Source organism: Sinorhizobium fredii USDA 257 (genome assembly GCF_000265205.3).
Taxonomy (GTDB): domain Bacteria; phylum Pseudomonadota; class Alphaproteobacteria; order Rhizobiales; family Rhizobiaceae; genus Sinorhizobium; species Sinorhizobium fredii_B.
Genome location: NC_018000.1, coordinates 1,940,877 through 1,964,544 on the forward strand (window position 1 = coordinate 1,940,877; position 23,668 = coordinate 1,964,544).

Sequence of the window (23,668 nt, forward strand, 5' to 3'; positions counted from 1 at the left end):
CTCTATTGACCTACGCGGAAAAGGAGCTTCATGTCGGGAAGGAAGGTGTTCCTGAACATTTCCACCGCCCGAAACGAACCGTTTTCAACCTTCATGATAAGCTGAGGCCGGTTGATTTGGATATGGAGCTGGTCGGTATAAGTCGTCAGACCAGCGGTGAAAGGTTCGTCCTTGTACTGGTTCATCACGGCAAGAACCGCTTGCGATTCCGTCGTTCCGGCCTTTTCGACCGCACGCGCCCATTGTTCGATCGAACTGTAGCCAAGCACGGCGAATGACGAGGTTGGATCTTCGTTCCAACGCTGCTTGAAGGCAGTCAAAAACTCTCCGATCTCCTTGCGCGGGTCGTCTCCATAAAGCGACATGATTGCGGGAATGTAGAACTCTTTGAGATCGGGCAGTGCGCCGAGCCAGTAATTGTCGGTCATGCCGGTCAACGAGACGATCGGGGTGTCTATACCAGCGGCGCGGATCTGGCGGATCGCGGATGCTCCACCCGGGGTGTAGGTGCAGAGAAAGATGACATCAGGAGCCGTCCCGAGACCCTTGAGGCGGGTGATTTGTGAAGCGATCGAAGGATCGTCATTCTTGAACGTGTCGGAACCGAGGAGTTTCCCACCCAGATCATTCCATCCAGCGCGATAACCCGCGCATCCCGATTTGCTATATTCGATTGATACGTCTTCGAGAGCATAAGCATTTCGGTGACCCATGACTTTGTAGGCATATTCAGCCATGACGATGCCTTGGGTCTGTGCGGCGGTATGCGCCGTAAAGACCAGCGGGCCCACTCCCTGCACACCCATTTTCGGGTCGCCTGCACCGGGTGAAATGGCAATAATGCCGGCGTTTTGGGCCGCCAGCGCCGCCGGAGCGCCGTAATCATAGTCTGTCGGCACAATCATCATTTCCGCGCCCCAGTCGAGGAGCGATGCGCCCGCCGTTCCCGCGAGCGTCTGGTCGGTCTTGGTGTCGACAACCCGGTATTCGATTTGGCGGCCAAGTAGACCACCAGCCTTATTGATCTCCTCAATCTTAAGCACAGCCGCCTTGAACGGCCCTACGTCGTAGTTTGCCATCCATCCAGACTGAGCAATCGCGAAGCCGATTTTGATCGGCTCCTTATCCTGCGCGAAGGCGCTTGCCGCGAACGCTGCCCCAAGAAGCGCGCCAAGCCCCCAACCACGTGCCGTGAAATACATCGACTACCTCCCTTAGTCCTGAAAAACGGAACTTCGTCCCGTTCTTCAGTATGTCACCACAGGTTCACGTTCTTGTCAAATGCGCAATGAGGACATCAGCTGGTTCTCATCTGAGGTGAAACCGCGACGCAGCGGGAGCTCTCTTGCTTGGATTGACCGCGCGGCCAACCTGCTCTTCCGCATCGTTTGTGGAAGCGGCTGGACGATCGCGATCCAGGGGGAAGAAAACGAGTTCGGCGAGGTTGCTGTCGCGGGGTAGGAATTGACAAGAGTTGGGAGCGCCTGTTCCACGCAGAGATCGGCTTGCCGATCGAAGAAGGCGAGACGATCATGGCGGCGCTGCACTGCGCGGTGGTAAACCGCTGGCCCGACCTCGTCCCCCTCTTTCGTCAGGTCTGCCCGGATCGTCACACGTTTCGCCGCGCCAGACCCAAACCCTCGGCACGGTCGAGGCGCGCAATCCCCGCCGAGTGCGGTGCGGGATTGCCACTCGGGGATGGCCCGCGCCTTCGAAGCGCTGAAAGAAATCTGTCCCGATAAGACGACGCTCGAATCGATGGAAATGACAGCACGACTGGGAGGCATGAAGCCGTGCCGGCAGGCGGCGAAAGTGCTGGCCGGAATTCCTACCTCTCGATCCAACCAAAACGCATGCCACCGTGCGCAAGCGCGCCCAGGATTGGCGAGCGCCGGACGCTCGAATTGCACAGGAAGAACGACGCGCAAGGTCTCACCAAACGGAATAACGGAGCCAGCTCGATACGCATCTTCCCTGTAACCGCCGCAGAGAGCTCGTCATCAGCATTGAACGGTTCATTTCCGCGGCGCCCATTCCAATTCAGCACAAACTTCAAGCTCGCTGTGGCAGATGGACCGCGGCGGTCGGGGCAAGCGCGCGGCCGGCTATTGCCACTAACGCCGGCCGACGCTGATGGGATCCGCCAAGCTCAAATGAAGATCGACGCAGGCTTGGCTTGCCGTCGTTTTCGGTCGTATCGCCTACACGCCGACTACGAGGCTCGAGCAATTGCTCCCGTGAACCTGGCAGCCACCGAAGTCTTGACAAACATCAGGCTGCCTAGCCTGCGGCTTTAGCCGGATTATTGTCTAGATTGCCAACTCCCCACCGTCGATCCGGAACGTGGTGCCAGTAACAAACGAGGCCTCGTCAGATGCAAGATATGTGAAGAGACCTGCTACCTCTGCCGGGACGCCCATTCGGCGCATCGGAACCGTGGATTGAAGAAATTCGTCGCGGAAGTCGTGTGCATCGCGACCGAAACGTGCGCTCATGACTTCGAGATCGGAGAAATTAAGCGCCGTGTCGATTTGACCGGGCGCCACGGCATTGGCGGTAATGCCATATCGCGCCAGTTCCATACTAATAGCCCTCATAAGAGCCATGACGGCGCCCTTGCTAGCCGCATACGCTGTCGACGGCGCGTGTCCCTCACCTCGTAGACCGGCAATCGATGACGTTGCGAGCAGTCGCCCTCCCTTGCCTGCCTCCACCATTACACTAGCGGCTGCACGGAGCGTCATCATCACGCCAATAAGATTGACGTCGATAACCTGCATCCAGGACTCGCGAGACCCGTGAATGAAATCCTCGATTTTACCAATCCCGGCATTGGCGACGCAAATATCGAGCCCGTTGAACGCGCGTGCGGCCTCAATTGCGCGATCGATATCTGCCGCAACGGTTACGTCACCTTGCACCCACGTGAGCCGAGGATCGGGCGAGCTGGCTTCCACTGCGCGATCAAATGCAACAACCTTCGCACCCTCGCGCAGAAATCTCTCAACGGTGGCCCTGCCGATGCCATTTCCAGCACCGGTCACGATGGCAACTTTGTCTTGAAGAACGCCCACTTGGAAATTTCCTTTCTACATTAACTGATGCTGGTGTTCAGCTCGCTTGCGGCGGTTCGTAAGGCGAACTATTTTGTTGGGGATCATCGGTGTCCTCGACGAACAGGACGTCATCCGGGCTCCAGCTCAGCACGACAGCTCGACCTTTATCCGCAACACCAAACACCTCGGCGGCTGCAGATACATTGAGAAGCGCACCACTCTCCGACCGAACAAGCAGCTCGTAGTTCAGCCCGGTGAACACCGCGCGTTCCACCGTTCCCTTGATCTCGTTTGTGGCCCCTGTGGGAGCACCCGATGAAAGTCGCGCTCGACCGCGCGGCAACACTGCTGCCAAGCGCGAATGCTGCGGGATGGCCGGCTGCACTCGTCCTTCCAAGACAATCCCCAAAGCCTCCAGGCGCGCATGAACTCCATCACGGCGGGTGGATCCCTTTACGATCGTACCCAGATTGATGAACCGAGCCACGTGGGTCGAGCGGGGGTTGCGGTAGAGCATTTGCGGAGTGTCAATCTGTGCGATCTGCCCGCGATCCATAATTGCGATCCGATCGGCCATTGCGCAGGCTTCTTCCTGATCGTGCGTGACATGGATGAATGTCGTGTTCGTCTCCCTTTTCAAGGTGACGAGTTCCTCCTGCATTTGGCGACGAAGGGTTAGATCCAGGGCGCCGAGCGGTTCATCCAAGAGCAACACCGACGGCCCATTGGCGAGCGCGCGGGCCAGCGCCGCCCGTTGCTGCTGTCCGCCCGACAGTTCGGAGATTTTCCGATTTTCAAGCCCCCCGAGGCCCACCATCCTAAGCGCCTGAGACGACCGGTGATCTTGTTCAGAGCGCCGAGCGCCAGTCATTTTCAATCCAAAGGCGACATTGGCACCCAACCTCAGGTGGGGAAATAGTGCATAGCTTTGGAAGACGGTGTTCGTCGGACGCCTATATGGCGGCGCAAAAGTCACATCTTTTCCGTCGATGAACACAGTTCCGGCATCAGGCTCGACAAATCCGCCGATAATGCGAAGAGTGGTGGTCTTGCCGCACCCGCTTGGGCCAAGCAAAGCAAAGAGTTCCCCCCTCTCCACCTCGAAGGAGATGCCGTTGCTCCCTTCCCCGAGAGCTGGACCTTGCTGTCCGGCGTAGCGTTTTGACAGGTTCGAGCATCGCAATGCAACGGACATTGTCTCAATCCTTGTGTTTTTGGAAATCACTGGGAAACGTTTTGGATGGCATTAGGCGCAGGCACCGACGGACCACCTTTACCCCGTGTCGCAAGCAGCGCGCCCATTATCAAAAGAGCGAACGACACAAGGACAAGCGTCACTGATAACGCCACCACCGCAGGCGTTACATTGAAACGCAACTGACCGAATATATAAAGCGGGAGGGTGCTGTCAGCGCCAGTCACAAGCGCTGTCAGGATGAACTCATCCATGGATAAGGCGAAGGAAATCAATGCGGCGGCCACTATACCTGGCAAGGCTTGCGGCACCGAAACCCGCACCAGAGCCGTCACCGGGGGCGCTCCGAGGTCCATGGCCGCCAGTTCGAGGTTTGGATCGAGACCTTCGAGACGGATCAGCACAAGTAAGGTGACGACGGGCAGCCAGAGAATGGTGTGGCCGGTGATAATCGTCCAGAGCCCACGTTCGATGCCGAGAGCATTGAGGCCGATGATGATCGCAAGTCCAAGCAGCATGGGCGGGAGAAAAAGCGGAACGGAGATAATCGCCAAACTTGCCTGACGCCATCGGCCGTAACTTCTCGCGAGTTGTACCGCCGCAACCGTGCCGAGAACGACGCTGATACTGACAGACGCGAACGCTACGATCAAACTGTTGCGCAGGCTTTCCAGGAGAAGTGGATCATCCAGGATCGCCGCAAACCAGCGGAGTGTGACGCCGTTAAAAGGGAAGCCGATTGACGTGTTGTCGTTGAGGGCCAGCACGAGGAGAAGCCCGATCGGTGTGTAGAGAAATGCGAGGAATGCGATTGCGTACGCCTTGAGCACGGGCGATCTGGATGGATTGAATTGGCGTGAGAACGTTCCGATCTGGGCTGCTCCGCCTGTCACCTGACGGAGCACGAGCAGGAGCACAAAAACGATGACGAGGAGAATTAACGCCAACGCTGATCCAAAACCCCATTGAACCGAGGAACCAAACTGACGCTGGATGATATTTGAATAGAGGTATCCATCGGTCCCGCCAATCAATTGGGGCGTCACATAGTCGCCCAAGATTGTGATAGTGCTGAAAACGAAACCACCGATAATACCCGTTCGAGCCACAGGCAGAGTCACATAAAAGAGTCCCTGCCAAGGGCGTGCGCCCAGATCCGCTGCCGCCTCCAGAATGGTTGGATTCGTGCGCTCCAGCGCAATAAAAGCCGAAATAACCATTTATAGGTCATTCGAATGTTAACGTATACAAAGGGGCATAGCGCGGGAATGTCAACGATTACATAAGGGAATTTTCAACGCCGTATATAAGGACGTAAGAAATGGAATGCTGCCGTCGCGTTCGAGCGGCAACAGAAAACATAACCCGAAGGTGTCTGCGCGAAGCTCGGGGCTATTTAAGCAAACGTTTCGCTGGATCTCGAGGCGCGACAATGGGAACCGAGCGTCCCCCCCCGATCACGATTCCTCAATCTTTCGGGGAAAAGGGCCTCAGGGGCCTATGGGACCCCTTCCGTTTCGGCTCGTGTGAAGCAGTCTCCCGCCAACTGCAACGGCTACCCGACGCTTTGCATCAAAGAAGGCTATTGCTTCATCTAAATTTGGAACCGTAAGGCCGAAATGAACGGTAAGGAGAAAACCTGGAAGTCCTCTGGACATATCTACTCTCCTCTCCATGTCCTCGGCTCCGAAACCGGTCTCGCGCAGGGACCAGCTAGGAAACAGGGGCTTTCCAATCTGCCTACGAGGTCCCCGACTAGATTCTGAGACGCTTGCGATTGTAGTATTTCCTGCCGGCATAAGTACCGACCGAGGACGTCGAACTACGCCTAGCACTAGTCGTCGCCACAACGTCAGTCGTCTGCCGGAAACTGTCCGACCGTCTCACATTGGAGAACTGCCGATTTCATCCTTTCCCCAAATTGGCGTCTGGGGCACCCAACTCCGAATGGATTACTCTGGCCAGCCGTCGAACCCAACAGCGAATAGCCACCAACATCAACGATTACACCATGGGTTTTTGCTTAGGCGGCGCGGAGGCCGCCCTTGCTTGCGTTTGAAAGCAACCCGCATACCATTATGGGACGCGACGAACGGCCTGGATATCGGCTATCGCATCGATCGCATAGAGGTAGCTGCGAAACCCTAGGCCTGCAATAACGCCGTTGGCCACCCTGGAGACGTGGGAACTATGCCTAAAGGGCTCTCTGCTATGAATATTTGAAATGTGAACCTCTATGACAGGCTCCTCCACTATTTTGAGGGCGTCAGCTATCGCAACCGATGTAGTCGCCCAAGCACCGGGGTTGACCACCACCGAAGCACCTCTGTCTCTCGCCTCCTGAATCCAGTCTATGAGGAAACCTTCATGATTAGTTTGGCGGAAGAAAAGCATTTCGAGGCCATGTCGCGCTGCCCGCTCTCGGCACATAGCCTCAATGTCCTGCAGCGTTGTCGTTCCATAAACCTCAGGCTCTCGGCTGCCTAACAGGTTCAAGGAAGGTCCGTTCAGTACGACAATAGACGATGCCATCGCATACCCCCTCACAAGATTGCTTGCGCCAGGACAGGCTGCAGAATCTGATTAGAAGCATACCTGACAAGTGGCCCGTCCTTGTCGGTTTCTGCCCAGACCTTTTGCCATTCTTCGTCCTTGAGAAAGGCCGCCCATTTCTGGTCGCGCTCGGCCAGGTTCTCCCATTCGATCATGTAGATCAATTGGTCATTGGCTTCACCAATTGCCACAGTCCAAAAACCAACAGGCTTGATCCCCAGACGTTTGAAAATCTCAATCGTATGCTTCTCGAATCGTTGAACAACTTGCCCCAATTTCTTCGGCGCAGTGTGATAAACTCGGAGTTCGTGGATCATGGTTTTGCTCCTTCTATTTTAGGTTAGCCTGGCTTATGGCCGCGGAGGTAAGGCGGACAGTCTTTGCGCCGGGTCTTTTGTCGGCGTGACGAGCGGCGCACGGACGTGGCCTTCCTTCGAACGTCCTGGCCACGTGAACTCACGGCCTGCCATGATGCCATCCTTTCGAAATATCAGGATCAAGAGCATCAGAGTTGCGAGTATCAACTCCTGTGATCCGGGAGGGATTGCGACATCGATAGACCCGATGGAGAAACCGGCCTCGGCGCGTCGAAACACATCAGTCACCGCGCTTATGACCGTAACACCAACCACCGCGCCGGCGAGGCTTCGCATTCCGCCCACCACCAGCATCGCCACGATTAGAAACGTGTGGCTCAGGAAGAATGTGCCGATTGAGACTGTCCCGGTGAAGTGCGCAAACAGAACACCAGCCAGTCCGGCGACAGAGCCGGACAACGTGAAAGCGGCAAGGCGCGTCCAGTAGAGCGACAAGCCTGAGGCTGCCGCGGCCACCTCATCCTCACGCGTCGCTCTCAGCATCAGGCCCCAGCGCGACCTCTGAAATAGGTACGCAATCACAATGACGAGGACGGCAGCCGAAAGAGCTCCCCACGCCGTCACGTAAACTGGCAACCCCACAATTGTGGAATTACCCATGGTGACGCTGACCCAATTGGAATAGATAACGTTGAGAATGAACAGGAGGGCAAGCGTCGAGATCGATGCGCTAAGGCTGGAGAGCCTCATCAGTATTAAACCTGACAAGAATGCGACTCCAGCCGCGAGGCCAATCGACGTCATTGCTGCTGGAAAAAGCGGGAACGTATTGTCCCGAACAAACGCTGGCAAGCCCGTCATCGTGATCGGCTTCATCAATGCGCAACAGGTCTGCCATGCCGTTGCATAGGCAGCAATCGCACAGAATGCCATATGTCCAAAGGACACGATGCCAGAGTTACCTGCAAAGATGTAAAGTCCGACCGCAAATACGAGGCGTATCAGAGCCTCTGTCGTCACTCGCTGGGTGCCTGGCGAGCCAAACACTTCGATGACGAGTACCACGATCAGCAACGGGATTATCAACGCCAGAACTGGGTAGAAGCGTTGGATTAGTTGGACACGACGCATCAGACTCTTTCCTTAGCAGCACTTGTCACGATCAGGCCGTGGGGCCGAATGAGAAGTATCAGGATGACCAACGTAAACACTCCGGCATCCCGAAAGGCGCGAACCTCCTCCGGCAGGTATGCCTGCAAAAGAACGCTTACGATTCCGACGATGTAGCCACCAAGCACGGCGCCTGGCAAAGACCCTATGCCGCCGATCACGGTTGCAAAAAACGCATAGACGGTCGGCATTAGGCCCATTCGGATATCCAGTGTGCCAGTCTGGATCACGAACAACAGTGAGATGGTGCCACCCAGGATGCCACTGATAGCAAAGGCGATCGCGATCACACGATTGGCTGGTACGCCGAGCAGACGTGCCATCTGAAAATTCTCGGCGGCAGCCCGGAGTTGGACGCCAAGCGGAGTTTTCTTGAGAAACAGAACCAAGGCGATCAGGAGTGTTAGCGCGACCCCCATAGTTACCAGTTGTACGCCCGGAATGCGGATACCGAAGATTTCGACCGCGCTGGTAAGCCCTTCTCCGATACTAATGGTTTTGGGGCGCCCGCCATGGAACATCAGGATCAAGCTTTGCAGAAAATAGCTTACCGCGAACGAGGAGATGAGCAGCGTGGTTGTGTCGGTATTTCGCAAGGGACGGAACGCGAGCCGTTCGGTCAACAATGCGAGTAATGTCACTGTGAGAGTGACGCAGAATATCATCGCCACTGACGGCAAAGCACCGAACAGCAAAGCCGGCACAGCGGAGGTCGACGGAATGACAAGCGAATAGGCGCCCACCACGATGTAGTCGGCTTGAGCGAAATTGATAAGCCGCATCACGCCAAACACTAGGCCGATTGCAAGCGCTACAAGGGCGTATAGGCTCCCGAGAGCGATGGCATCAATCAGTACTTGCACAAAGTTGGTCACGGTAAGCCCCTAAATGATTGCATCTTTGTGTGAGCCCTTGTTTCCAAGGTAAGCGCGTAAGACGTTTGGATCTTTCCTGATCTCGTCCGGGGTGCCTTCAGCAAGGCTCTTCCCGCCGTCGAGCACATGTATCCGATGACAGACGCCCATAATGACTTGCATATTGTGTTCGATCAGCATGACGCCACACCCAAAGCGACGAGGGATGTTGACGATTGTCTCCATAAGTTGCTCGCACTCCTGATCATTCATGCCGGAAGCGGGTTCATCGAGAAGGACAAAAGAGGGCTGTAGTGCGAGCGCCCGAGCGATGCTTATCCGACGTTCGTCACTATACGGCAGTGAATCGCACCTGTGGTCGGGGCCGTGTCGATAACCGACCCAGTTCAATATATCTTCTGCCTGCGCGACAGCGCTCCTGCGGGACAAGCCAATGCCAAGCCCAGCTACAACCAGGTTTTCCGTTACCGTAAGTCCACGGAACAGCCGTGCCGATTGAAAGCTCCGTCCGATGCCGAACTGTGCCATCTTGCGCGCTGACAATGCCGAAATGTCTTCTCCGTCGACAACGACGGCGCCGGGCGCGGGCTTTTGAAAGCCTGTTAAGACGTTGACCATAGTGGTCTTGCCTGCGCCATTTGGGCCGATCAGCCCCAAAATGTCACCCGCACGCAGGGCGAGATTAACACCACTGAGCGCCCGAACCCCGCCGAAAACGACGTGTATGTCCTTCGCCTCAAGCTTTTCCTTACGAGCCTTCGTCATCGTTGTACTACAATCTCCGCTATCTAAATGAGCGCCGCTCTCTAGGTCATAACCGGGGATGGCACACCAAATCTGGAGTGACCGCGCTTCGGGCTCCATGCGAGAAAGACACCCAAACACGGCGCCGTGTGCATGCGGACTTTCTCCAGGCGAGAAACTGCGTCACCGCCGAGCTGCCGCGCGCAATAGGTCGCTGCGCGCGGCGCTTATTCCAACTCGGGTTCACTGACCGCTTCTCAGAAGCAGTTTCAGATCCGGTACGAACTCGTTGCGGTACAATTCTTGTGGACGGAAGGCCCCGTTCTCGACCTTCATGATGAGTTGCGGACGGCTGACCTGGATGTGGATCTGATCGGTGTAGGAGGTGGGTCCACACGTGATGGGCTCATCGCGAAACTGGTTCATCACCGCCAGGACCGCGTCCGATTCAACGGATTGCGCCTTTTCCACTGCCCGCGCCCACTGCTCGATTGCGCAATAGCCCAGAACCGAGAACTCCGTGATGGGCAGGGCGCCCCAGCGAGCCTTATATTTTTCAAGGAAGGCATTGATCTCCGGACGCGGGTCACCGCCGTTGATCGACATCAGCGTGGGTACGTAAAAGTCCTTCAGTCCGGGAACCCCGTTGAGCCAGAAATTGCCGCTCATGCCAGTATCCGACAAAATCGGCAAATCAATTCCCGCAGCTCTGATCTGGCGAACCGCAGAGGGACCTTCAGGTAGTGAACTGCACATGAAGATGAAGTCAGGCTCCTCCTGCAGTCCCTTAATTCGCGTTATCTGAGCGGCGATGGATGGGTCTTCCTTTTGGAAAGTGTCTCTTCCCGAAAGTGAGCCTCCAGCGGCTTTCCAGGCCGCGACGAAGCCCGCACATGACGACTTCGTGGCCTCCATGGAAACATCCTCAAGCATGTAGGCGGTCTTCATGTTCAGCTTCTTGAAGGCGTATTCGGCCATGACGATGCCCGCGGCCTGGCCGGCAGTGTGCGCCGTGAACACATACGGACCAACGCCCTGTGCGCCCATCTTGGGGTCGCTCGCACCGGTCGAGATGGCGATGGTGCCCGCGTTCTGTGCGACCAGAGCGGCCGGAGAGCCCATGTCGTAGTCGGGAGGCACGATAAGTACATTGGCGCCCCAATCGACAAGGGAGGCCGCAGCACTGGTGGCGACGGTTGGATCGGTTTTCGTATCGATCACGTTGTATTCAATCTGACGCCCCAACAGTCCGCCGGCCTTGTTGATTTCCTCAATTTTAAGGACCGCCGCTTTGTGCGGCTCTTCATCGTAGGCCGCGAGCCAACCCGAAAGAGCAGTCGCAAACCCCACCTTGATTGGCTCCTCCGCCTGAGCAACAGAGGCCCAGCCTGCAAGTGCAATCGCCAGACCACTTACGCTTAGACGCACAATAGGTCGCATGTTCAATTTCATCGTCGTATCCCCCTTTTCGTTTGTTAAGATTTGAGTTGCCGCGTGTCGTGCAAGCTGCGCACGACACCTAACCTCTTCAGCGACGCCACTATCGCCATCACAAAATGACTGCGATGCGATCATCGACAAGCTTCAAACGATCGTCACCGAGAACGGCCGCAAGAACGGCACTTCCAGCGCACACATGCCTCATTGGCCGATTTTTTGAAACGCTACTTGAGGGTGGAATTTTAACAACCGCCGTGCGGCTTGAAGCCTGAGAAACAAGTCGGTTCAAGTCTCACCATTGGTAGTTCACCCTCTTTTGCCCTGGTTCGTTTTTATAAGAAACTCAGGTTGTTTAGGGGAGGATATAGCGATATCTGGCAGACGAAAGGTCCAAAATTCACGAAAATGAAAGGACCAGTTAACCCGCGACGGTCAGACTGGTTTTGCCCAGACAATTGTCCTGGGGCTCAAAAGCCTCCGTGGCCCTGGCTGCTGTCGATGCTCGGTCGAATGGATCGTGAAGCTGTTCAGTCCGCGACTGCTCCGAGAAAGCAAAGCAAGCGAGGCCATCATATCGCTAGCGAAGGCGGTAAAACTGCCGATGCTCCAGCGCCAAACCAAGGAGCCCGCCTGCCATTGAACGCTTTCCCCAATGCGCGCGAGCACAGGCGTTCCTGTTGTCGCGTGAGCGTACCAGCGCATCCCTCGATGACGTCCTGGGAAGTGGTGCGGTAGGAGCGGTAGCGATCAGTGTTTTTCCGGTCGGGCCGGATAAACCTGATGAAGAGACCACCGATGGCCGACGATTTGATGAACCTGCGCTTGCTTGTTGAGACTACCGGGGACGCGGTTGCTGCCGGAGATGATCGCCTTTGCAGCCGAGAAATGGTGGCGTTGGACGTGGGCGTGAAGACGGGCGCGACCTATTGCGACGGAACATCTTTCGGCTTATCCACCGCACCGGCTACCGCGAGCGCGACTAGGAGACGCGTGTCTGGACCGTGGGACTGCATATCACGACGCTTCGCCCCGGCAGCTAGTTCCCGCGCTTTTTCGAACGTTGCCGCATGGCCGGCATGGCGGGCGCATCATCTCGGACGCCCATGAAGTGGATCAAGGCCGCCGTCATCGAGATTCTATCCCGCCACATGGCAGAGGTGCCGGGTCCAATTTATGGAACGCGCTGGCCTACGCCGGAAAGAACGGCCGAAGCGTCTCCGCCTTCATCGCCACGGGTTTACCCAGGCATCAAGCGGTCTATGCCGCGTCAGATACGAAACCAAAATATGCCGCATCCAAGTCACGTCCGTCCGTCAGTTTGTCCGGTGTGCCTTCCAGCACCACGTTACCGTTCCGAAGGACGTATATACGGCTAGCGAGTTCCATTATTCTTTGCGTGGACTGCTCTACGATCAGTAGCGTCAATCCGTTTTGATTCAACTGGCGCAAGCTCTCATAGACCTGGTCTATTACCAGCGGAGCCAGGCCAAGGGAAGGCTCGTCAATCATCAACAGGGAAGGACGCTGCAGGATGGCCCGGGCGATCGCAAGCTGTTGCTGCTCTCCCCCTGAAAGGTGACCGGCAACGCCGTTGAAACGTTCTCGCAAGATGGGAAAGGTATCGAGCACCATCTCCATATCCGCCCTCACTTCGGCGGAATTTTTCCGCACCAGCGTACCGACGAGCAGGTTTTCCTGTACGGTTAGCGTCTTGAATATGTGCCTGCCCTCGGGGATAAGCGCCAGACCGCTCCGGCAGATGCGCTCGGGTGCATTCCCGGCGGTGCTCTTGCCATGAAAGGAGACATTACCTGACACAGGGGAAATTAGACCGGAAACCGCCTTCAGGAGTGTGGATTTACCCGCTCCATTCGGGCCCACCACGAAGACGATTTCACCTTTGCGGACAGTTATGTCTATTCCCTTAAGTGCAGTGAGACGACCGTACCCCGCAACGATCTGCTGGACTTCGAGCATGCGACTCTCCAATTTAGACGAGGATACGATCGGGATCTGCATCTGAATTCCCGATCGTATCGCGGTTCACCTTCCTGCATAGGGAGGCGGTGGACTCAAGCGGTCTTCTGACCAGCCATTGGTTTACATCCCGCACTGAAGCAACGCGGGCGCTACAGGTAGTCTACGATCCCACCTTCCACCCGCAGCGAAGCGCCGGTCGTGGCCGAGGCCTGCATGGAGCAGGCATACACCACCATGTTGGCCACCTCCTCGCCCGTTGCCGCGCGGCGGATAATTGAAGACGGCCGACTTTTCAGGACAAACTCGGTTGTTAGTGCCTCGACGGACCTTTCAGAATTCTCGTCCGCTCCGAGCATGGCGGCCACTCCCTCCGACACCGTCGGGCCGGGTAGAACCGAATTCACGGTAACGCCGGTGCCCGCCATGCGTTTGGCAAGCCCACGCGCCATGGACAAGATTCCCGTCTTCGTAAAGGCATAATGGATGGAATCCGCTGGAACGTTGAGAGCCGATTCAGACGAAATGAATATGACCCTGCCCCAACCCTTCTTCTGCATGCCAGGCAGGTAGGCCCTTGAAAGCCGAACACCGGAAAGGACATTGACTTCGAAGAGCCGCTCCCACAACGCATCGGAAGCCTCGAAGAAATCTTGGGGCCCATAGATGCCCACGTTGTTGATCAGCATGTCGCAGGCTGGATAAGCGCTGACTAGTCCGGCACATCCCTCTGCCGATCCGAGATCACCAGCAAAACCCGCAACCAAGCCGTTTTGCTGTATGTCCCCTATAGCAGCCACCGCCCGGTCAACGGCCTGTTGGCTGCGTCCGTTGATGACGACATTTGCCCCGCTTGCGGCGAGGCCCTTTGCTATTGCAAGGCCAATGCCCGCGGTCGACCCTGTTATGATGGCTGTCTTGCCGGAAAGATCTATTTTCAAGTTCCGCCTCCCTAACCACGTTTACACTTGGCCCGTGCTTACCCTTCGCGCCAGCGGGCCCTGGGCCGCATCTGTGTCGCGTTAGCTGATGAAGTCTTTCCTTACCTTGCACACATATGTGGATTTCGGGTTCATGATCTGAGTCGCGCGACCTTCCGCGATCGACGACAGCAGCATGTAGGCATCCGGCTCGGAGAAACCGTACTCATCGGCCAGCCAGTAAATCATCTCACGATAAGCGACACGCATCGCGTCTTCGAGAGGTCGACCCAATCCGACCGTACCAATATGCGTCGCGTCTTCAAACCGGGGCCATGTCATGCGTGTCGGCCGATCTTTGATATCGATTGCCAGCGTAATACGTGCGCCGACATCGATCGCGCCTACGCCGCAGACTTCGCCATCTCCTTGGCGGGCATGGCAGTCCCCGATGTAAAAATAGGCGCCATCCGCATTGACCGGCAGATATACGGTGCACCCCGGCCCCATCTCCTGCACGTCAATATTCCCACCATGCTCCCCATTATCGAGGCTCAAGATGCTACCGTAGGCAGGAGCCACGCCAATAACACCGGCCATAGGCGCCACAGGAAGAGTTCTCTTCTCGTCCCAATGGACGAGGCCGTCTGCGATCCGAACCGGCTTAAACCTCGAGAACTTTTTATCGCGGTTGAAAATCCACTCTTGGAACAATCCACTATGCGGCATCAATCCCGTCAGCCCAATCTCGTCCAGCTCCATGGACTTGATTCGCACACAGATCATCTGACCGGCTTTGGCCCCCTTGACTTCGATCGGCCCGGTTAGCGGATTGAAAAAGGGGTAGCGGAAGTCATCAAGGCTCAACTCCGCTTCAAGCGACGTGACAAGCCCGCCATTATAAGCAATTTCGCATTCGACCGTGACGTCTTCACCAGGAGATATTTGAGCGACAAACTCGTCCGCCGTGGTCATTTGATATTTTAAGTTTTCTTTCTTAATCACCTTCGTTGTCATCAGCGTTCTCCATCTAAGGCTGCGGGGCGGCTTCGAGAGCTAAAGTCGATCGCCGGAGAGGCAGCGCACAAAATCCAGTGTCCGAATGAAGACGTTCGCGCGGCTGGTTTGGCTCTCATTCGAATGTACAAGCTGATTCCGCGTGTTCGCGCACCGCCGTCCATTGCAACGCGCAGCCCGCACCAGGCTGGTCTGATACCTGGAACTTTCCACGTTTTATGGTCGGAAACTCTGTCAGAAGCTTTCGGATGGGGTCAGTCCCCGTGTGTTCAGGGATGTATTCCACGGCCATGACTGTTTTTTGCGCGCACGCAATGTGGAGATGCAGATAGGGGAACACGTGAGGAAGAACCCGTCTTCCGTGAGCGGCCGCAAGTGCTATCGCATTCATCGCTGCCATAACACCTCCGCTTCCTGTTGCATCCACGCGCAGGACATCGACATTTTGCACAAGATCAAGGAAACCATAAGGATCAAGGACATCCTCGCCAACGGCAACCGGTGTCTTCAGCTTCGCCCGAAGTTCACCGGCGAGACGCCATTGCTGCGGAAGAAAGGGATCCTCGATAAAAGCGAGATTGCAGTCATCAATCCGCCTGCACGTTTCCAGCGCTTCAGAGATTGACCGCCACGACCAGTGAGTATCCACGGCCAAATTGGCCTTGCCGGCGAACCTGGAGGCAAGGGCGTGAATATATCTAGTATTCGCTGCGACATCCGGCCCTTTTATCATCACCTTCAGTAAGGTCTCATCGTCCCCGCAATGGCGTTCAATCTCGTCTTCGATTTCCGCTATCGCACGTTCTGCATAGGAAAAGCCGACGACAGGCATTGCCGGCACCTCGGTGCGCAAGCCACCCAACAAGATGTACAAGGGAATTCCGGCGGCTTTTGCCGCAATGTCCCAAAGGGCGACATCGATCAGGCTGAGGGCTCTGACGTAGCCTGCTCTTGCAGGTATGTGAGCTGTCTCGAACTCCAAATTGAAGGCTTGTCGCATCAGGGCATCTCGCCCGATCAGGCGCGGCGCAATTATCTGCAACGCCTCGAACAAGTTGCTGCCGCTCCTGTATCCTATCGAGAAACCTTCCACCCCCGCGTTAGTCACGACGCGCAAGCAGACGTAGTCGCGGCTTTCAACCCGAACCGAGCCGAGAAGGACGGGTTTTTCGAGCGGGAGCCTGCAAACAGCGAGCTCCACTCGGTTGATCCTGATACCGCCCCTCGTCATCGGTACTGCCCTCCTCAATCTGGCATCTGGCCACAGGTGAATCGGCGAAATTCACTGGAGACCTGCGGCTTTACTCAGTTTTGCGTCACAGGCGCCTCAGCGTTGGTCGTACCGCACAGGCTCGCCATGCCAGCCGCTTTTGCGCTTGTTCCAGTAAGTCTCGCGAATCTTCTCGCTAATCGGTCCCGGCCGGTCATTGTTCATGATCCGGCCGTCTATCCGGCTTACGCCGATCACGCCGCCTGCGGTCGATGTTACAAAAATCTCGTCGGCATCGCGGAACTCTTGGGCTGAGATCTTGCGGGCCTCAACCTTGATGCCAAGCTCCTCGCAAAGTTCCAGAACGGATCGGCGACTGATGCCCTCGAGCATATTGTGGTCCGGCGTCGCGACGACTCCGTCGACAACGATAAACACGTTGAAACCGGGGCCCTCTGTGACATTACCGTTCAGGTCGAGCAGAACCGGAAAATCCGCGCCCTTCTCTTCTGCCTCGAACATCGAGATGTTCATGTCACCCCAATGAAAGTTCTTGGCAGTGGCATCGACGCACTCGTGCGGGATGCGAGGCGTGGACGAGATCATCATATGTATGCCCCGCTCGATCTTTTCGGCGGGAACGAGCGTCGAGAAAGGCGCCGCGTAGCACGCAAGATAGTTTCTGGCCTTGGCCGGATGCCGGATGCCATGCCCCGCTTGGCCACGCAGGCAGTCCATTGCGACATACGCACTACGCAAGCCCGACAATGCCATCAGCTTGTGCAGGATCTCGCGGATCTCCTCGTCGGTTTCCTTTGGCGTAAACCGGTAACGCTCAATCGAGCGACGAAACCGTGCGATGTGATCGTCAAGCCGGAAAAAGACTCCATCCCATACACTGACGACGTCATAAACTACGTCCGACCGACGGTAAGCCCAGTCTGTCACCGGGACTCGCGCCTCCGCAATTGGCATGAATTTGCCATCGAGATAAGCCGCGCCTGTAGACCATTGATTAACTTGGCCCTCTTCGGGCTTATCGCGGTAGTCGACACTGACCATAATTGGCATCCTCTCCTATTCTACACTCGCCGCAAGCTATAATATTCTCCAGACAACAATGGTGCAATTTTACAAACCCGCGACCACCGATCTGCATATATTACAACATAATTCGCTATTCTTTACGTAAATCCGATGTTAAAACCCACACCCGCATGAACGTATACAAGATGATCGTCGCTAATGTTCATTTTGAAGCGCATGCGCGGCCACGCCATAGCGGTATTTGACAGTATTATGCTCCATATGTCATAAAGACACGGGCAAAGCGTCCGTATCCAGTTTTAGCTTTCCCAAGGAAGCTAGTTCCGAGATTGGATGCGCGAAAGGTCCAGTTTTTTGCGAAACAGACGGTCCACTTCTCACGCAGTCCGGCTGCCGGTCGATGCATTTTCGATAGATCGGGAAAGCCGAGAGCCAATTCAGCAACAGATTTATACGGCCCTGCGCGACCTTATTCTGCGGGGGGTGCTGACACCGGGCCTCAAACTCCCATCGTCAAGGGAGCTTTCAAGAAACATTTTGGTATCGCGGAACACGGTGGTGCGCGCCTATGAGCAGCTGAACAGTGAGGGATATGTCGAAACGCGACACGGAGCAAAGACCTATGTTGCGAACATTCCCCCTCCCAGCTCTTCGGTGACGCGGCAAGACATGCCCGAGAAAACCGGTCACGTATCCCGCTTCGCCCATGCATTCGACACAGAAACCAGAATCAATTTCGATGCTGACCGTTCGGCATTGCGCCCTAGCACGCCGGACATCGCGGTGTTCCCGTTCAAGACGTGGAACAGGCTTTTAGGCAGACATTTGCTGCATCCGAATGTGGATCTCTTCAACTACAACTACGATCTCGGTTACCCGCCCCTGCAAGAAGCGATTGCAAGATATGTCCAGGCTTATCGAGGGGTCGTGTGTGAACCTCGGCAAGTTGTCGTCACGAACGGCGCGCAGGCGGCGCTCGATCTGTTGTCACGCATTCTGTTGGAGGATGGAGATGTCGTTTGGATGGAGGAGCCGGGTTACGTCAACGCCAGGCTGGTATTCAGCGCAGCAGGCGCCGAGATTGAACCGCTGCATGTCTCCGAAGAGGGCTGGGAGCTTCAAAGCGTACCTCACGGCAACGTTCGGCTGATCTATACGACGCCCTCCTGTCAGCACCCCCTCGGATTGAGTATGCGTGTCGAACAGCGATTGCGCTTGCTTGAAATTGCCAATCGAAATGCTGCATGGATCATCGAAGATGACTTCGACAGCGAGTATCGGTTGTTCGGCAGATCGATTCCAGCAATGCAGGGGAATGATAATTTTGGACTCACGATATACGTGGGTACTTTTGCAAAAACGTTGTTTCCCGCAATCCGAGTCGGGTTCATGGTCGTGCCGCAGTCAATTTGCGAACAAGTCAAGCGAGCTGCCCTCTATTGCGGCCAGCAGGTCAGTTTGCCACTGCAAGCCACGCTCAGCGATTTCATCATGAACGGACATTTCGCTAGTCACTTGCGTCGCACAAGGCGCCTGTACGCTGAACGACGCGAGGCATTTCTGAACTTTGGCCAAAAATATCTAAGCGAGTGGATGGAACCTTTTGAGGCCGACGTTGGGATACAGATCGCATTCCGTTTCAAGCGCCCTCTCGACGATGTCGCAATCGCCAGCAAGGCGAATGATGTGAAGCTGAATGTGATTCCACTTTCAAGATATTACTATCGCGAACCCGTTCGCGGCCTGTTACTGGGTTACGCTGCAATCGACGAACGCGCAATGCAATCCCACTTGGCGCTGCTTGCGGAAGTAATTGAAAAACAAGCTTCCTAATGGCGTACAGATTGCCGCGCGATATGCGAATCCAGTGTCGCGCTGGGCCAAGCCAACGTTAACATTTGTTCCGCCGGCGCGTTTTTGGTTTCGTCGCAAGCACGTTGCGTATCGCAAAGCTAGAATGGATCCTTGAAACTCCTGGCAGGGTCGACAGTATCTCCTTGTGGATACGCTCGAACTCGTCCGCATTAGCGACCTCGACGCGCAGGAGATAGTCCGAACCTCCGGTCATCAAAAAACACTCACGGATTTCCGGATGCTTGCGCACCGCAGCCTCGAAGCGATCGAGGTGATCTTCTGTCTGCCGTTCCAGCGTGATGTTGATGATGACGGCAATAGTTGTCTCGACATTCGCCGACTCCACCAGTGCCGTATAACCGCGGATGACACCGGACTGCTCCATCAGCCTGATGCGCCGTAAGCAAGCGGACGGAGAAAGCCCGACGTCAGCCGCCAGGCTTGCATTGCTCCTGCGCGCATCGAGCCGCAGCAGTCGAAGAATATTGCGGTCAATCGCGTCAAGCGCAGCCATTGCAGATCATTCCTTTTGTTCGCTGTTTCTTTCATAGTTCATGGATCTACGCAATAATCGATCAACCTTTCTCCGGAAATTTGACGATCATTTCACTAGGTTCCCCCAATAATTGGAGACCGGGAATGGACAGCGCGAGTCAGGATTACAAGCAAACCAGAACGACCGGCTTGGGCGGCGCGTCGGGCTACCTGACGATCGACCTCAGAGCCCTCGCCCGCAACTATGAGAAACTGGCTGCCGAGGTTGCACCCGCGCGCGCAGCGGCTGTCGTCAAGGCCAACGCCTATGGGCTCGGCGCTGATCGGGTCGCCACGAAGCTCTATGAGCACGGCTGCCGCCATTTCTTCGTCGCTCAGTTCCTGGAAGCCCTGCACCTGCGCCCATTTCTCGCTGCCGACGCCACGATCTTTGTCCTGAATGGCCTTCAACCTGGCAATGAGGTCGCCTGGGCCTGGGACGGCATCGTTCCGGTCATCAACTCGCTGGAACAATGGCAGCAGTGGGCCCGAGCCGCCCAAGCACTCGGGCGCGGGCTGCCTGCGGTGCTGCAATTCGACACCGGGATGTCGCGCCTTGGCGTGCCGCCGGAAGAACGGGCGGCCCTTGCCGGCCTGCTGAGAGCAAGTGACGGGATCGATGTCCTGTCCATCATGAGCCATCTCGCCTCCGCCGATGATAGCGCGAGCGAGCAGAACGGCGACCAGCTTGCCGAGTTGAACCGCATCGCGGCGGATTTCCCCGAATTCGATTTATGCTTCGCCAATTCGGGCGGTGTCTTCCTCGGCGAGGCCTATCATGGCGTGCTCGCTCGCCCCGGCATCGCGCTCTATGGTGGCGCGCCGACAGTTGGCATGCCGAACCCCATGGAACCGGTTGTGCAACTTGATGTCGCCGTGGTGCAGACGCGCACGGTGCCAGCCGGCACGCGTGTCGGCTATGGCGGCGCGCATATCACGACGGGAGAAACCCGCCTCGCAACCATCGCCGCCGGTTATGCGGATGGCCTTCCGCGCAGCCTGAGCGACCGGGGCGCGGTTTATTGCAACGGCATCCGCCTGCCGATCCTCGGCCGAGTGTCTATGGACAGTATCACCGTCAACATCTCGGCCCTGCCGGAAGACCGCCTGCGCCTCGGTAGCCTCGTGGAAGTCATAGGGCCCAACCAAACGCTCGAGGACGTCGCTCGCGACGCCGGCACCATTTCCTATGAAATCCTGACCGGTCTCGGCCATCGCTATGAACGGCGATACCGCTGAACCCATCTTTCTTCCAGTGAGGACATCATGAAAGTTATCGTTCTCGGCGCCGGCATCGTCGGTGTCACGTCGGCCTATCAACTTGCCAAAACCGGGCACGAGGTGACCGTCATCGACCGCCAGCAGGGGGCGGCGCTGGAGACGAGCTTTGCCAATGCAGGCGAAGTCTCCTTCGGCTACTGCTCACCCTGGGCCGCGCCCGGTATACCGATGAAGGCAATGAAATGGCTGTTTATGGAGCACGCACCACTGATCCTGCGCCCCAAAGTCGATGTCGCAATGTTGTGCTGGCTGGTGAAGATGTTTTCGAACTGCACATCCAACCGCTATTCCATCAACAAGAGCCGCATGCTGCGCCTTGCCGCCTACAGCCGCGTCTCGCTCGCCGAGTTGCGCGCCGAGACCGGCATAACATATGACGAGCGCATGCAGGGCACGCTGCAACTGTTCCGCACGCAGCGGCAGCTCGACGCTTCCGGCAAGGACGTCAAGGCGCTCGCCGCCGACGGCATTCCCTATGAAGTTCTCGATCGAGACGGCTGCGTCCGCGTCGAGCCGGCACTGAAACATGTGCGGGACAAGATCGCAGGCGGCCTACTGACGCCGAAGGACGAGACCGGCGACTGCTTCAAATTTACGAATGCACTCGCAAAGAAGGCGGAAGAACTCGGCGTGCATTTTGCCTATGGCACCGAGATCAAGGGACTGGACGTCGAGGCCGGTCGGGTGTGCGGCGTCGTTTCCAACAAGGGAAAGCTCGTCGCTGATGCAGTGGTCGTCGCCCTCGGCAGCTATTCGCCGCTGCTGGTACGACGGTTCGGCATCCGCCTGCCAGTCTATCCGGTCAAGGGCTATTCGCTGACTATCCCGATTACCGATGCCTCGCGCGCTCCGGAATCGACGGTGATGGACGAGACCTACAAGATCGCCATCACGCGCCTCGGCGACCGTATCCGTGTAGGCGGCATGGCGGAAATCTCCGGTTACACCAATGATCTCGGCCAAGCCCGCCGCCGCACACTCGAACATTCCGTAACCGACCTATTTCCCGGCGGCGATGCTGCCAAGGCCTCGTTCTGGTCGGGTCTGCGCCCCATGACGCCGGACGGCACGCCGGTCATCGGTCCGACGAAGATTGCCGGCCTCTTCCTCAACACCGGCCACGGCACGCTCGGCTGGACGATGAGCTCAGGTTCGGCCCGCGTAATCGCCGACCTCGTCTCCAGCCGCAAGCCCGAGATCGACGCAACGGATCTCGCAGTCGCCCGCTACACCTGACACATCTTCACTCCACCACACGGGAGTCAACTGGTCGTGTCCGGCCAGCTTCCGATCCGCCAATCGCACCTGCCCAACGATGCGTTCACCTTGCAGCCATCGCCCAAAAACCGGCTCGGTGGTAAGCAGTTCGTCCGCTACGGAACCACCGCAACCCCCACCCGAAGCAACAAAAAACCCGCCGAAAAACTGACGGGTTTGTCGGTGATCTGGAGAGGCATCGCCCTCTCTCTCTCTCTCTCTCTCTCTCTCTCGTTTCCTCGACTCAGGCAGCATCTGCAGCGTCGGCCGACTGCTCTTCGACGAACTTGATCAAATCCTTAATGGTGATCAACGGCATCCCGTGCGTCTCGGCGAAGACAATAAGCTCCGGAAGCCTTGCCATCGTTCCATCGTCATTGGCGACTTCGCAGATCACTCCCGAAGGGGCTTTCCCGGCAAGACGCGCAAGCTCGATTGCAGCCTCCGTGTGTCCCGGACGGCCGAGCACACCGTTTGGGTGGGCCCTGAGGGGAAATATGTGGCCCGGTCGTGCGAATTCCGCCGGTTGGGCGGCGGGATCCACCAGCGCCTTGACCGTCGCTGCGCGGTCGGCGGCGGAAATGCCAGTGGTGGTTCCGGGCAGGTAGTCTACGGAAACCGTGAAGGCCGTCTTGTGCAGTTCGGTGTTCTGCGGAACCATCAGCGGGATCTCAAGCGCATCGAGTCGCCTGCCCTCCATCGCCACGCAGATAAGTCCGCGGGCATGTTTCATCATGAACGCGATCGTCTCTGGCGTCACTGCCTCAGAGGCGACGATAATATCGCCCTCGTTCTCACGATCCTCGTCGTCCACCGCAACTATCATGCCGCCGCGCGCCAGGACCGCTATTGCGTCTTCAATTTTTGAGATTGCCATTTCATGCCTTTCAAGGGTTGCCGTTATCGGCGTCTCAATCCCTTGGGCGAACAGGCCCACAGCCGCCATGTCAGGGGCGGTTTTGCAGACATGTTCTCTTCCATCCGGACTATACCGTCGGCCCCGGCATCGCACCGGGTCTGCTGACCTTCCACCTTGGAGTGGAAGCGCTCGCGGGCTCCAGGAAATTCCTGATACCGCCGGTGGGGAATCTCACCCCGCCCCGAGAACGTTATTCAGATAATCAGGGGCCCGTTCCAATTTCAAGAAGAAATCCGTCATGAATCTGTCCGAATGCGCAAAGGCATTCTAAAAGTTGCTTGAACGCCATTGCATTATTGGTC

At 56.8% G+C, this 23,668-nt stretch carries 20 protein-coding genes and 1 riboswitch; of the genes, 3 read left to right on the top strand and 17 right to left on the bottom strand.

The window, feature by feature from the left end:
- Nucleotides 1–2 precede the first annotated feature (2 nt).
- From USDA257_RS08940 to USDA257_RS09015, 15 genes are all read right to left on the bottom strand, one after another.
- Complete coding sequence (locus USDA257_RS08940) at nucleotides 3–1,202, bottom strand: ABC transporter substrate-binding protein (protein ID WP_014762597.1); 1,200 nt, start codon at nucleotides 1,200–1,202, stop codon at nucleotides 3–5.
- 1,107 nt (nucleotides 1,203–2,309) lie between these two features.
- On the bottom strand, nucleotides 2,310–3,074 hold the full coding sequence (locus USDA257_RS08950) for an SDR family NAD(P)-dependent oxidoreductase (RefSeq protein WP_014762599.1): 765 nt from the start codon (nucleotides 3,072–3,074) through the stop codon (nucleotides 2,310–2,312).
- Between the two features lie 37 nt (nucleotides 3,075–3,111).
- On the bottom strand, nucleotides 3,112–4,251 hold the full coding sequence (locus USDA257_RS08955; protein ID WP_014762600.1) for an ABC transporter ATP-binding protein: 1,140 nt from the start codon (nucleotides 4,249–4,251) through the stop codon (nucleotides 3,112–3,114).
- A 26-nt stretch (nucleotides 4,252–4,277) separates the two neighbouring features.
- Nucleotides 4,278–5,471 carry an ABC transporter permease subunit gene (locus USDA257_RS08960; RefSeq protein WP_041414034.1) on the bottom strand — a complete coding sequence of 398 codons (1,194 nt, stop codon included), beginning with the start codon at nucleotides 5,469–5,471 and terminating at the stop codon, nucleotides 4,278–4,280.
- An 856-nt stretch (nucleotides 5,472–6,327) separates the two neighbouring features.
- On the bottom strand, nucleotides 6,328–6,783 hold the full coding sequence (gene aroQ, locus USDA257_RS08965; protein WP_041414035.1) for a type II 3-dehydroquinate dehydratase: 456 nt from the start codon (nucleotides 6,781–6,783) through the stop codon (nucleotides 6,328–6,330).
- Nucleotides 6,784–6,794: 11 nt separating this feature from the next.
- Nucleotides 6,795–7,121, bottom strand: a complete 327-nt coding sequence (locus USDA257_RS08970; protein WP_014762603.1) for an NIPSNAP family protein — start codon at nucleotides 7,119–7,121, stop codon at nucleotides 6,795–6,797.
- Nucleotides 7,122–7,154: 33 nt separating this feature from the next.
- Nucleotides 7,155–8,252: a branched-chain amino acid ABC transporter permease gene (locus USDA257_RS08975; RefSeq protein ID WP_014762604.1), complete on the bottom strand. Its 1,098-nt coding sequence runs from the start codon at nucleotides 8,250–8,252 to the stop codon at nucleotides 7,155–7,157.
- Nucleotides 8,252–9,166 carry a branched-chain amino acid ABC transporter permease gene (locus USDA257_RS08980; RefSeq protein WP_014762605.1) on the bottom strand — a complete coding sequence of 305 codons (915 nt, stop codon included), beginning with the start codon at nucleotides 9,164–9,166 and terminating at the stop codon, nucleotides 8,252–8,254. Before USDA257_RS08980 ends, USDA257_RS08975 begins: the two co-directional genes overlap by 1 nt.
- A 9-nt stretch (nucleotides 9,167–9,175) precedes the next feature.
- Nucleotides 9,176–9,931, bottom strand: a complete 756-nt coding sequence (locus USDA257_RS08985; protein WP_014762606.1) for an ABC transporter ATP-binding protein — start codon at nucleotides 9,929–9,931, stop codon at nucleotides 9,176–9,178.
- A 222-nt stretch (nucleotides 9,932–10,153) separates the two neighbouring features.
- Nucleotides 10,154–11,362, bottom strand: a complete 1,209-nt coding sequence (locus tag USDA257_RS08990) for an ABC transporter substrate-binding protein (RefSeq protein ID WP_014762607.1) — start codon at nucleotides 11,360–11,362, stop codon at nucleotides 10,154–10,156.
- A gap of 1,245 nt (nucleotides 11,363–12,607) precedes the next feature.
- Nucleotides 12,608–13,327 (bottom strand): ABC transporter ATP-binding protein, encoded by a 720-nt coding sequence (locus tag USDA257_RS08995; RefSeq protein ID WP_041415064.1) that lies wholly within the window; start codon nucleotides 13,325–13,327, stop codon nucleotides 12,608–12,610.
- Nucleotides 13,328–13,479: 152 nt separating this feature from the next.
- Nucleotides 13,480–14,268, bottom strand: coding sequence for an SDR family NAD(P)-dependent oxidoreductase (locus USDA257_RS09000; protein ID WP_014762609.1), 789 nt, complete (start codon nucleotides 14,266–14,268; stop codon nucleotides 13,480–13,482).
- Between the two features lie 81 nt (nucleotides 14,269–14,349).
- Nucleotides 14,350–15,264 carry an acetamidase/formamidase family protein gene (locus USDA257_RS09005; RefSeq protein ID WP_014762610.1) on the bottom strand — a complete coding sequence of 305 codons (915 nt, stop codon included), beginning with the start codon at nucleotides 15,262–15,264 and terminating at the stop codon, nucleotides 14,350–14,352.
- Between the two features lie 115 nt (nucleotides 15,265–15,379).
- Complete coding sequence (locus USDA257_RS09010) at nucleotides 15,380–16,495, bottom strand: mandelate racemase/muconate lactonizing enzyme family protein (RefSeq protein WP_014762611.1); 1,116 nt, start codon at nucleotides 16,493–16,495, stop codon at nucleotides 15,380–15,382.
- Nucleotides 16,496–16,591: 96 nt separating this feature from the next.
- On the bottom strand, nucleotides 16,592–17,536 hold the full coding sequence (locus USDA257_RS09015; RefSeq protein WP_014762612.1) for an aminotransferase class IV: 945 nt from the start codon (nucleotides 17,534–17,536) through the stop codon (nucleotides 16,592–16,594).
- A 318-nt stretch (nucleotides 17,537–17,854) separates the two neighbouring features.
- Between USDA257_RS09015 and mocR the strand changes: the two genes are divergently transcribed.
- Nucleotides 17,855–19,354 (top strand): rhizopine catabolism transcriptional regulator MocR, encoded by a 1,500-nt coding sequence (gene mocR / locus USDA257_RS09020; protein WP_014762613.1) that lies wholly within the window; start codon nucleotides 17,855–17,857, stop codon nucleotides 19,352–19,354.
- Nucleotides 19,355–19,412: 58 nt separating this feature from the next.
- Here the strand turns inward: mocR and USDA257_RS09025 are convergent, their stop codons facing one another.
- On the bottom strand, nucleotides 19,413–19,889 hold the full coding sequence (locus USDA257_RS09025) for an Lrp/AsnC family transcriptional regulator (protein WP_014762614.1): 477 nt from the start codon (nucleotides 19,887–19,889) through the stop codon (nucleotides 19,413–19,415).
- Between the two features lie 125 nt (nucleotides 19,890–20,014).
- Between USDA257_RS09025 and alr the strand changes: the two genes are divergently transcribed.
- Both alr and USDA257_RS09035 read left to right on the top strand, forming a co-directional pair.
- Nucleotides 20,015–21,148: an alanine racemase gene (gene alr / locus USDA257_RS09030; protein WP_014762615.1), complete on the top strand. Its 1,134-nt coding sequence runs from the start codon at nucleotides 20,015–20,017 to the stop codon at nucleotides 21,146–21,148.
- Nucleotides 21,149–21,175: 27 nt separating this feature from the next.
- Nucleotides 21,176–22,426, top strand: a complete 1,251-nt coding sequence (locus tag USDA257_RS09035) for a D-amino acid dehydrogenase (protein WP_014762616.1) — start codon at nucleotides 21,176–21,178, stop codon at nucleotides 22,424–22,426.
- Between the two features lie 265 nt (nucleotides 22,427–22,691).
- Here the strand turns inward: USDA257_RS09035 and ribB are convergent, their stop codons facing one another.
- The gene (gene ribB, locus USDA257_RS09040; RefSeq protein WP_048657466.1) at nucleotides 22,692–23,324 is read right to left on the bottom strand and encodes a 3,4-dihydroxy-2-butanone-4-phosphate synthase; all 633 of its coding nucleotides are present in this window, start codon (nucleotides 23,322–23,324) and stop codon (nucleotides 22,692–22,694) included.
- 88 nt (nucleotides 23,325–23,412) lie between these two features.
- A riboswitch (FMN riboswitch) is annotated at nucleotides 23,413–23,559 on the bottom strand.
- Between the last annotated feature and the right edge of the window lie 109 nt (nucleotides 23,560–23,668).

Bases quoted from the DNA above. Each gene is read 5' to 3' on its own strand.
- aroQ (WP_041414035.1), bottom strand. From the start codon at position 6,783: ATGGCATCGTCTATTGTCGTACTGAACGGACCTTCCTTGAACCTGTTA.
- mocR (WP_014762613.1), top strand. From the start codon at position 17,855: ATGCGCGAAAGGTCCAGTTTTTTGCGAAACAGACGGTCCACTTCTCAC.
- USDA257_RS08955 (WP_014762600.1), bottom strand. From the start codon at position 4,251: ATGTCCGTTGCATTGCGATGCTCGAACCTGTCAAAACGCTACGCCGGA.
- USDA257_RS08940 (WP_014762597.1), bottom strand. From the start codon at position 1,202: ATGTATTTCACGGCACGTGGTTGGGGGCTTGGCGCGCTTCTTGGGGCA.
- USDA257_RS08995 (WP_041415064.1), bottom strand. From the start codon at position 13,327: ATGCTCGAAGTCCAGCAGATCGTTGCGGGGTACGGTCGTCTCACTGCA.
- USDA257_RS08970 (WP_014762603.1), bottom strand. From the start codon at position 7,121: ATGATCCACGAACTCCGAGTTTATCACACTGCGCCGAAGAAATTGGGG.
- USDA257_RS08975 (WP_014762604.1), bottom strand. From the start codon at position 8,252: ATGCGTCGTGTCCAACTAATCCAACGCTTCTACCCAGTTCTGGCGTTG.
- USDA257_RS08990 (WP_014762607.1), bottom strand. From the start codon at position 11,362: ATGAAATTGAACATGCGACCTATTGTGCGTCTAAGCGTAAGTGGTCTG.
- USDA257_RS08960 (WP_041414034.1), bottom strand. From the start codon at position 5,471: ATGGTTATTTCGGCTTTTATTGCGCTGGAGCGCACGAATCCAACCATT.
- ribB (WP_048657466.1), bottom strand. From the start codon at position 23,324: ATGGCAATCTCAAAAATTGAAGACGCAATAGCGGTCCTGGCGCGCGGC.
- USDA257_RS09015 (WP_014762612.1), bottom strand. From the start codon at position 17,536: ATGGTCAGTGTCGACTACCGCGATAAGCCCGAAGAGGGCCAAGTTAAT.
- USDA257_RS08985 (WP_014762606.1), bottom strand. From the start codon at position 9,931: ATGACGAAGGCTCGTAAGGAAAAGCTTGAGGCGAAGGACATACACGTC.
- USDA257_RS09035 (WP_014762616.1), top strand. From the start codon at position 21,176: ATGAAAGTTATCGTTCTCGGCGCCGGCATCGTCGGTGTCACGTCGGCC.
- USDA257_RS09025 (WP_014762614.1), bottom strand. From the start codon at position 19,889: ATGGCTGCGCTTGACGCGATTGACCGCAATATTCTTCGACTGCTGCGG.
- alr (WP_014762615.1), top strand. From the start codon at position 20,015: ATGGACAGCGCGAGTCAGGATTACAAGCAAACCAGAACGACCGGCTTG.
- USDA257_RS09005 (WP_014762610.1), bottom strand. From the start codon at position 15,264: ATGACAACGAAGGTGATTAAGAAAGAAAACTTAAAATATCAAATGACC.
- USDA257_RS09010 (WP_014762611.1), bottom strand. From the start codon at position 16,495: ATGACGAGGGGCGGTATCAGGATCAACCGAGTGGAGCTCGCTGTTTGC.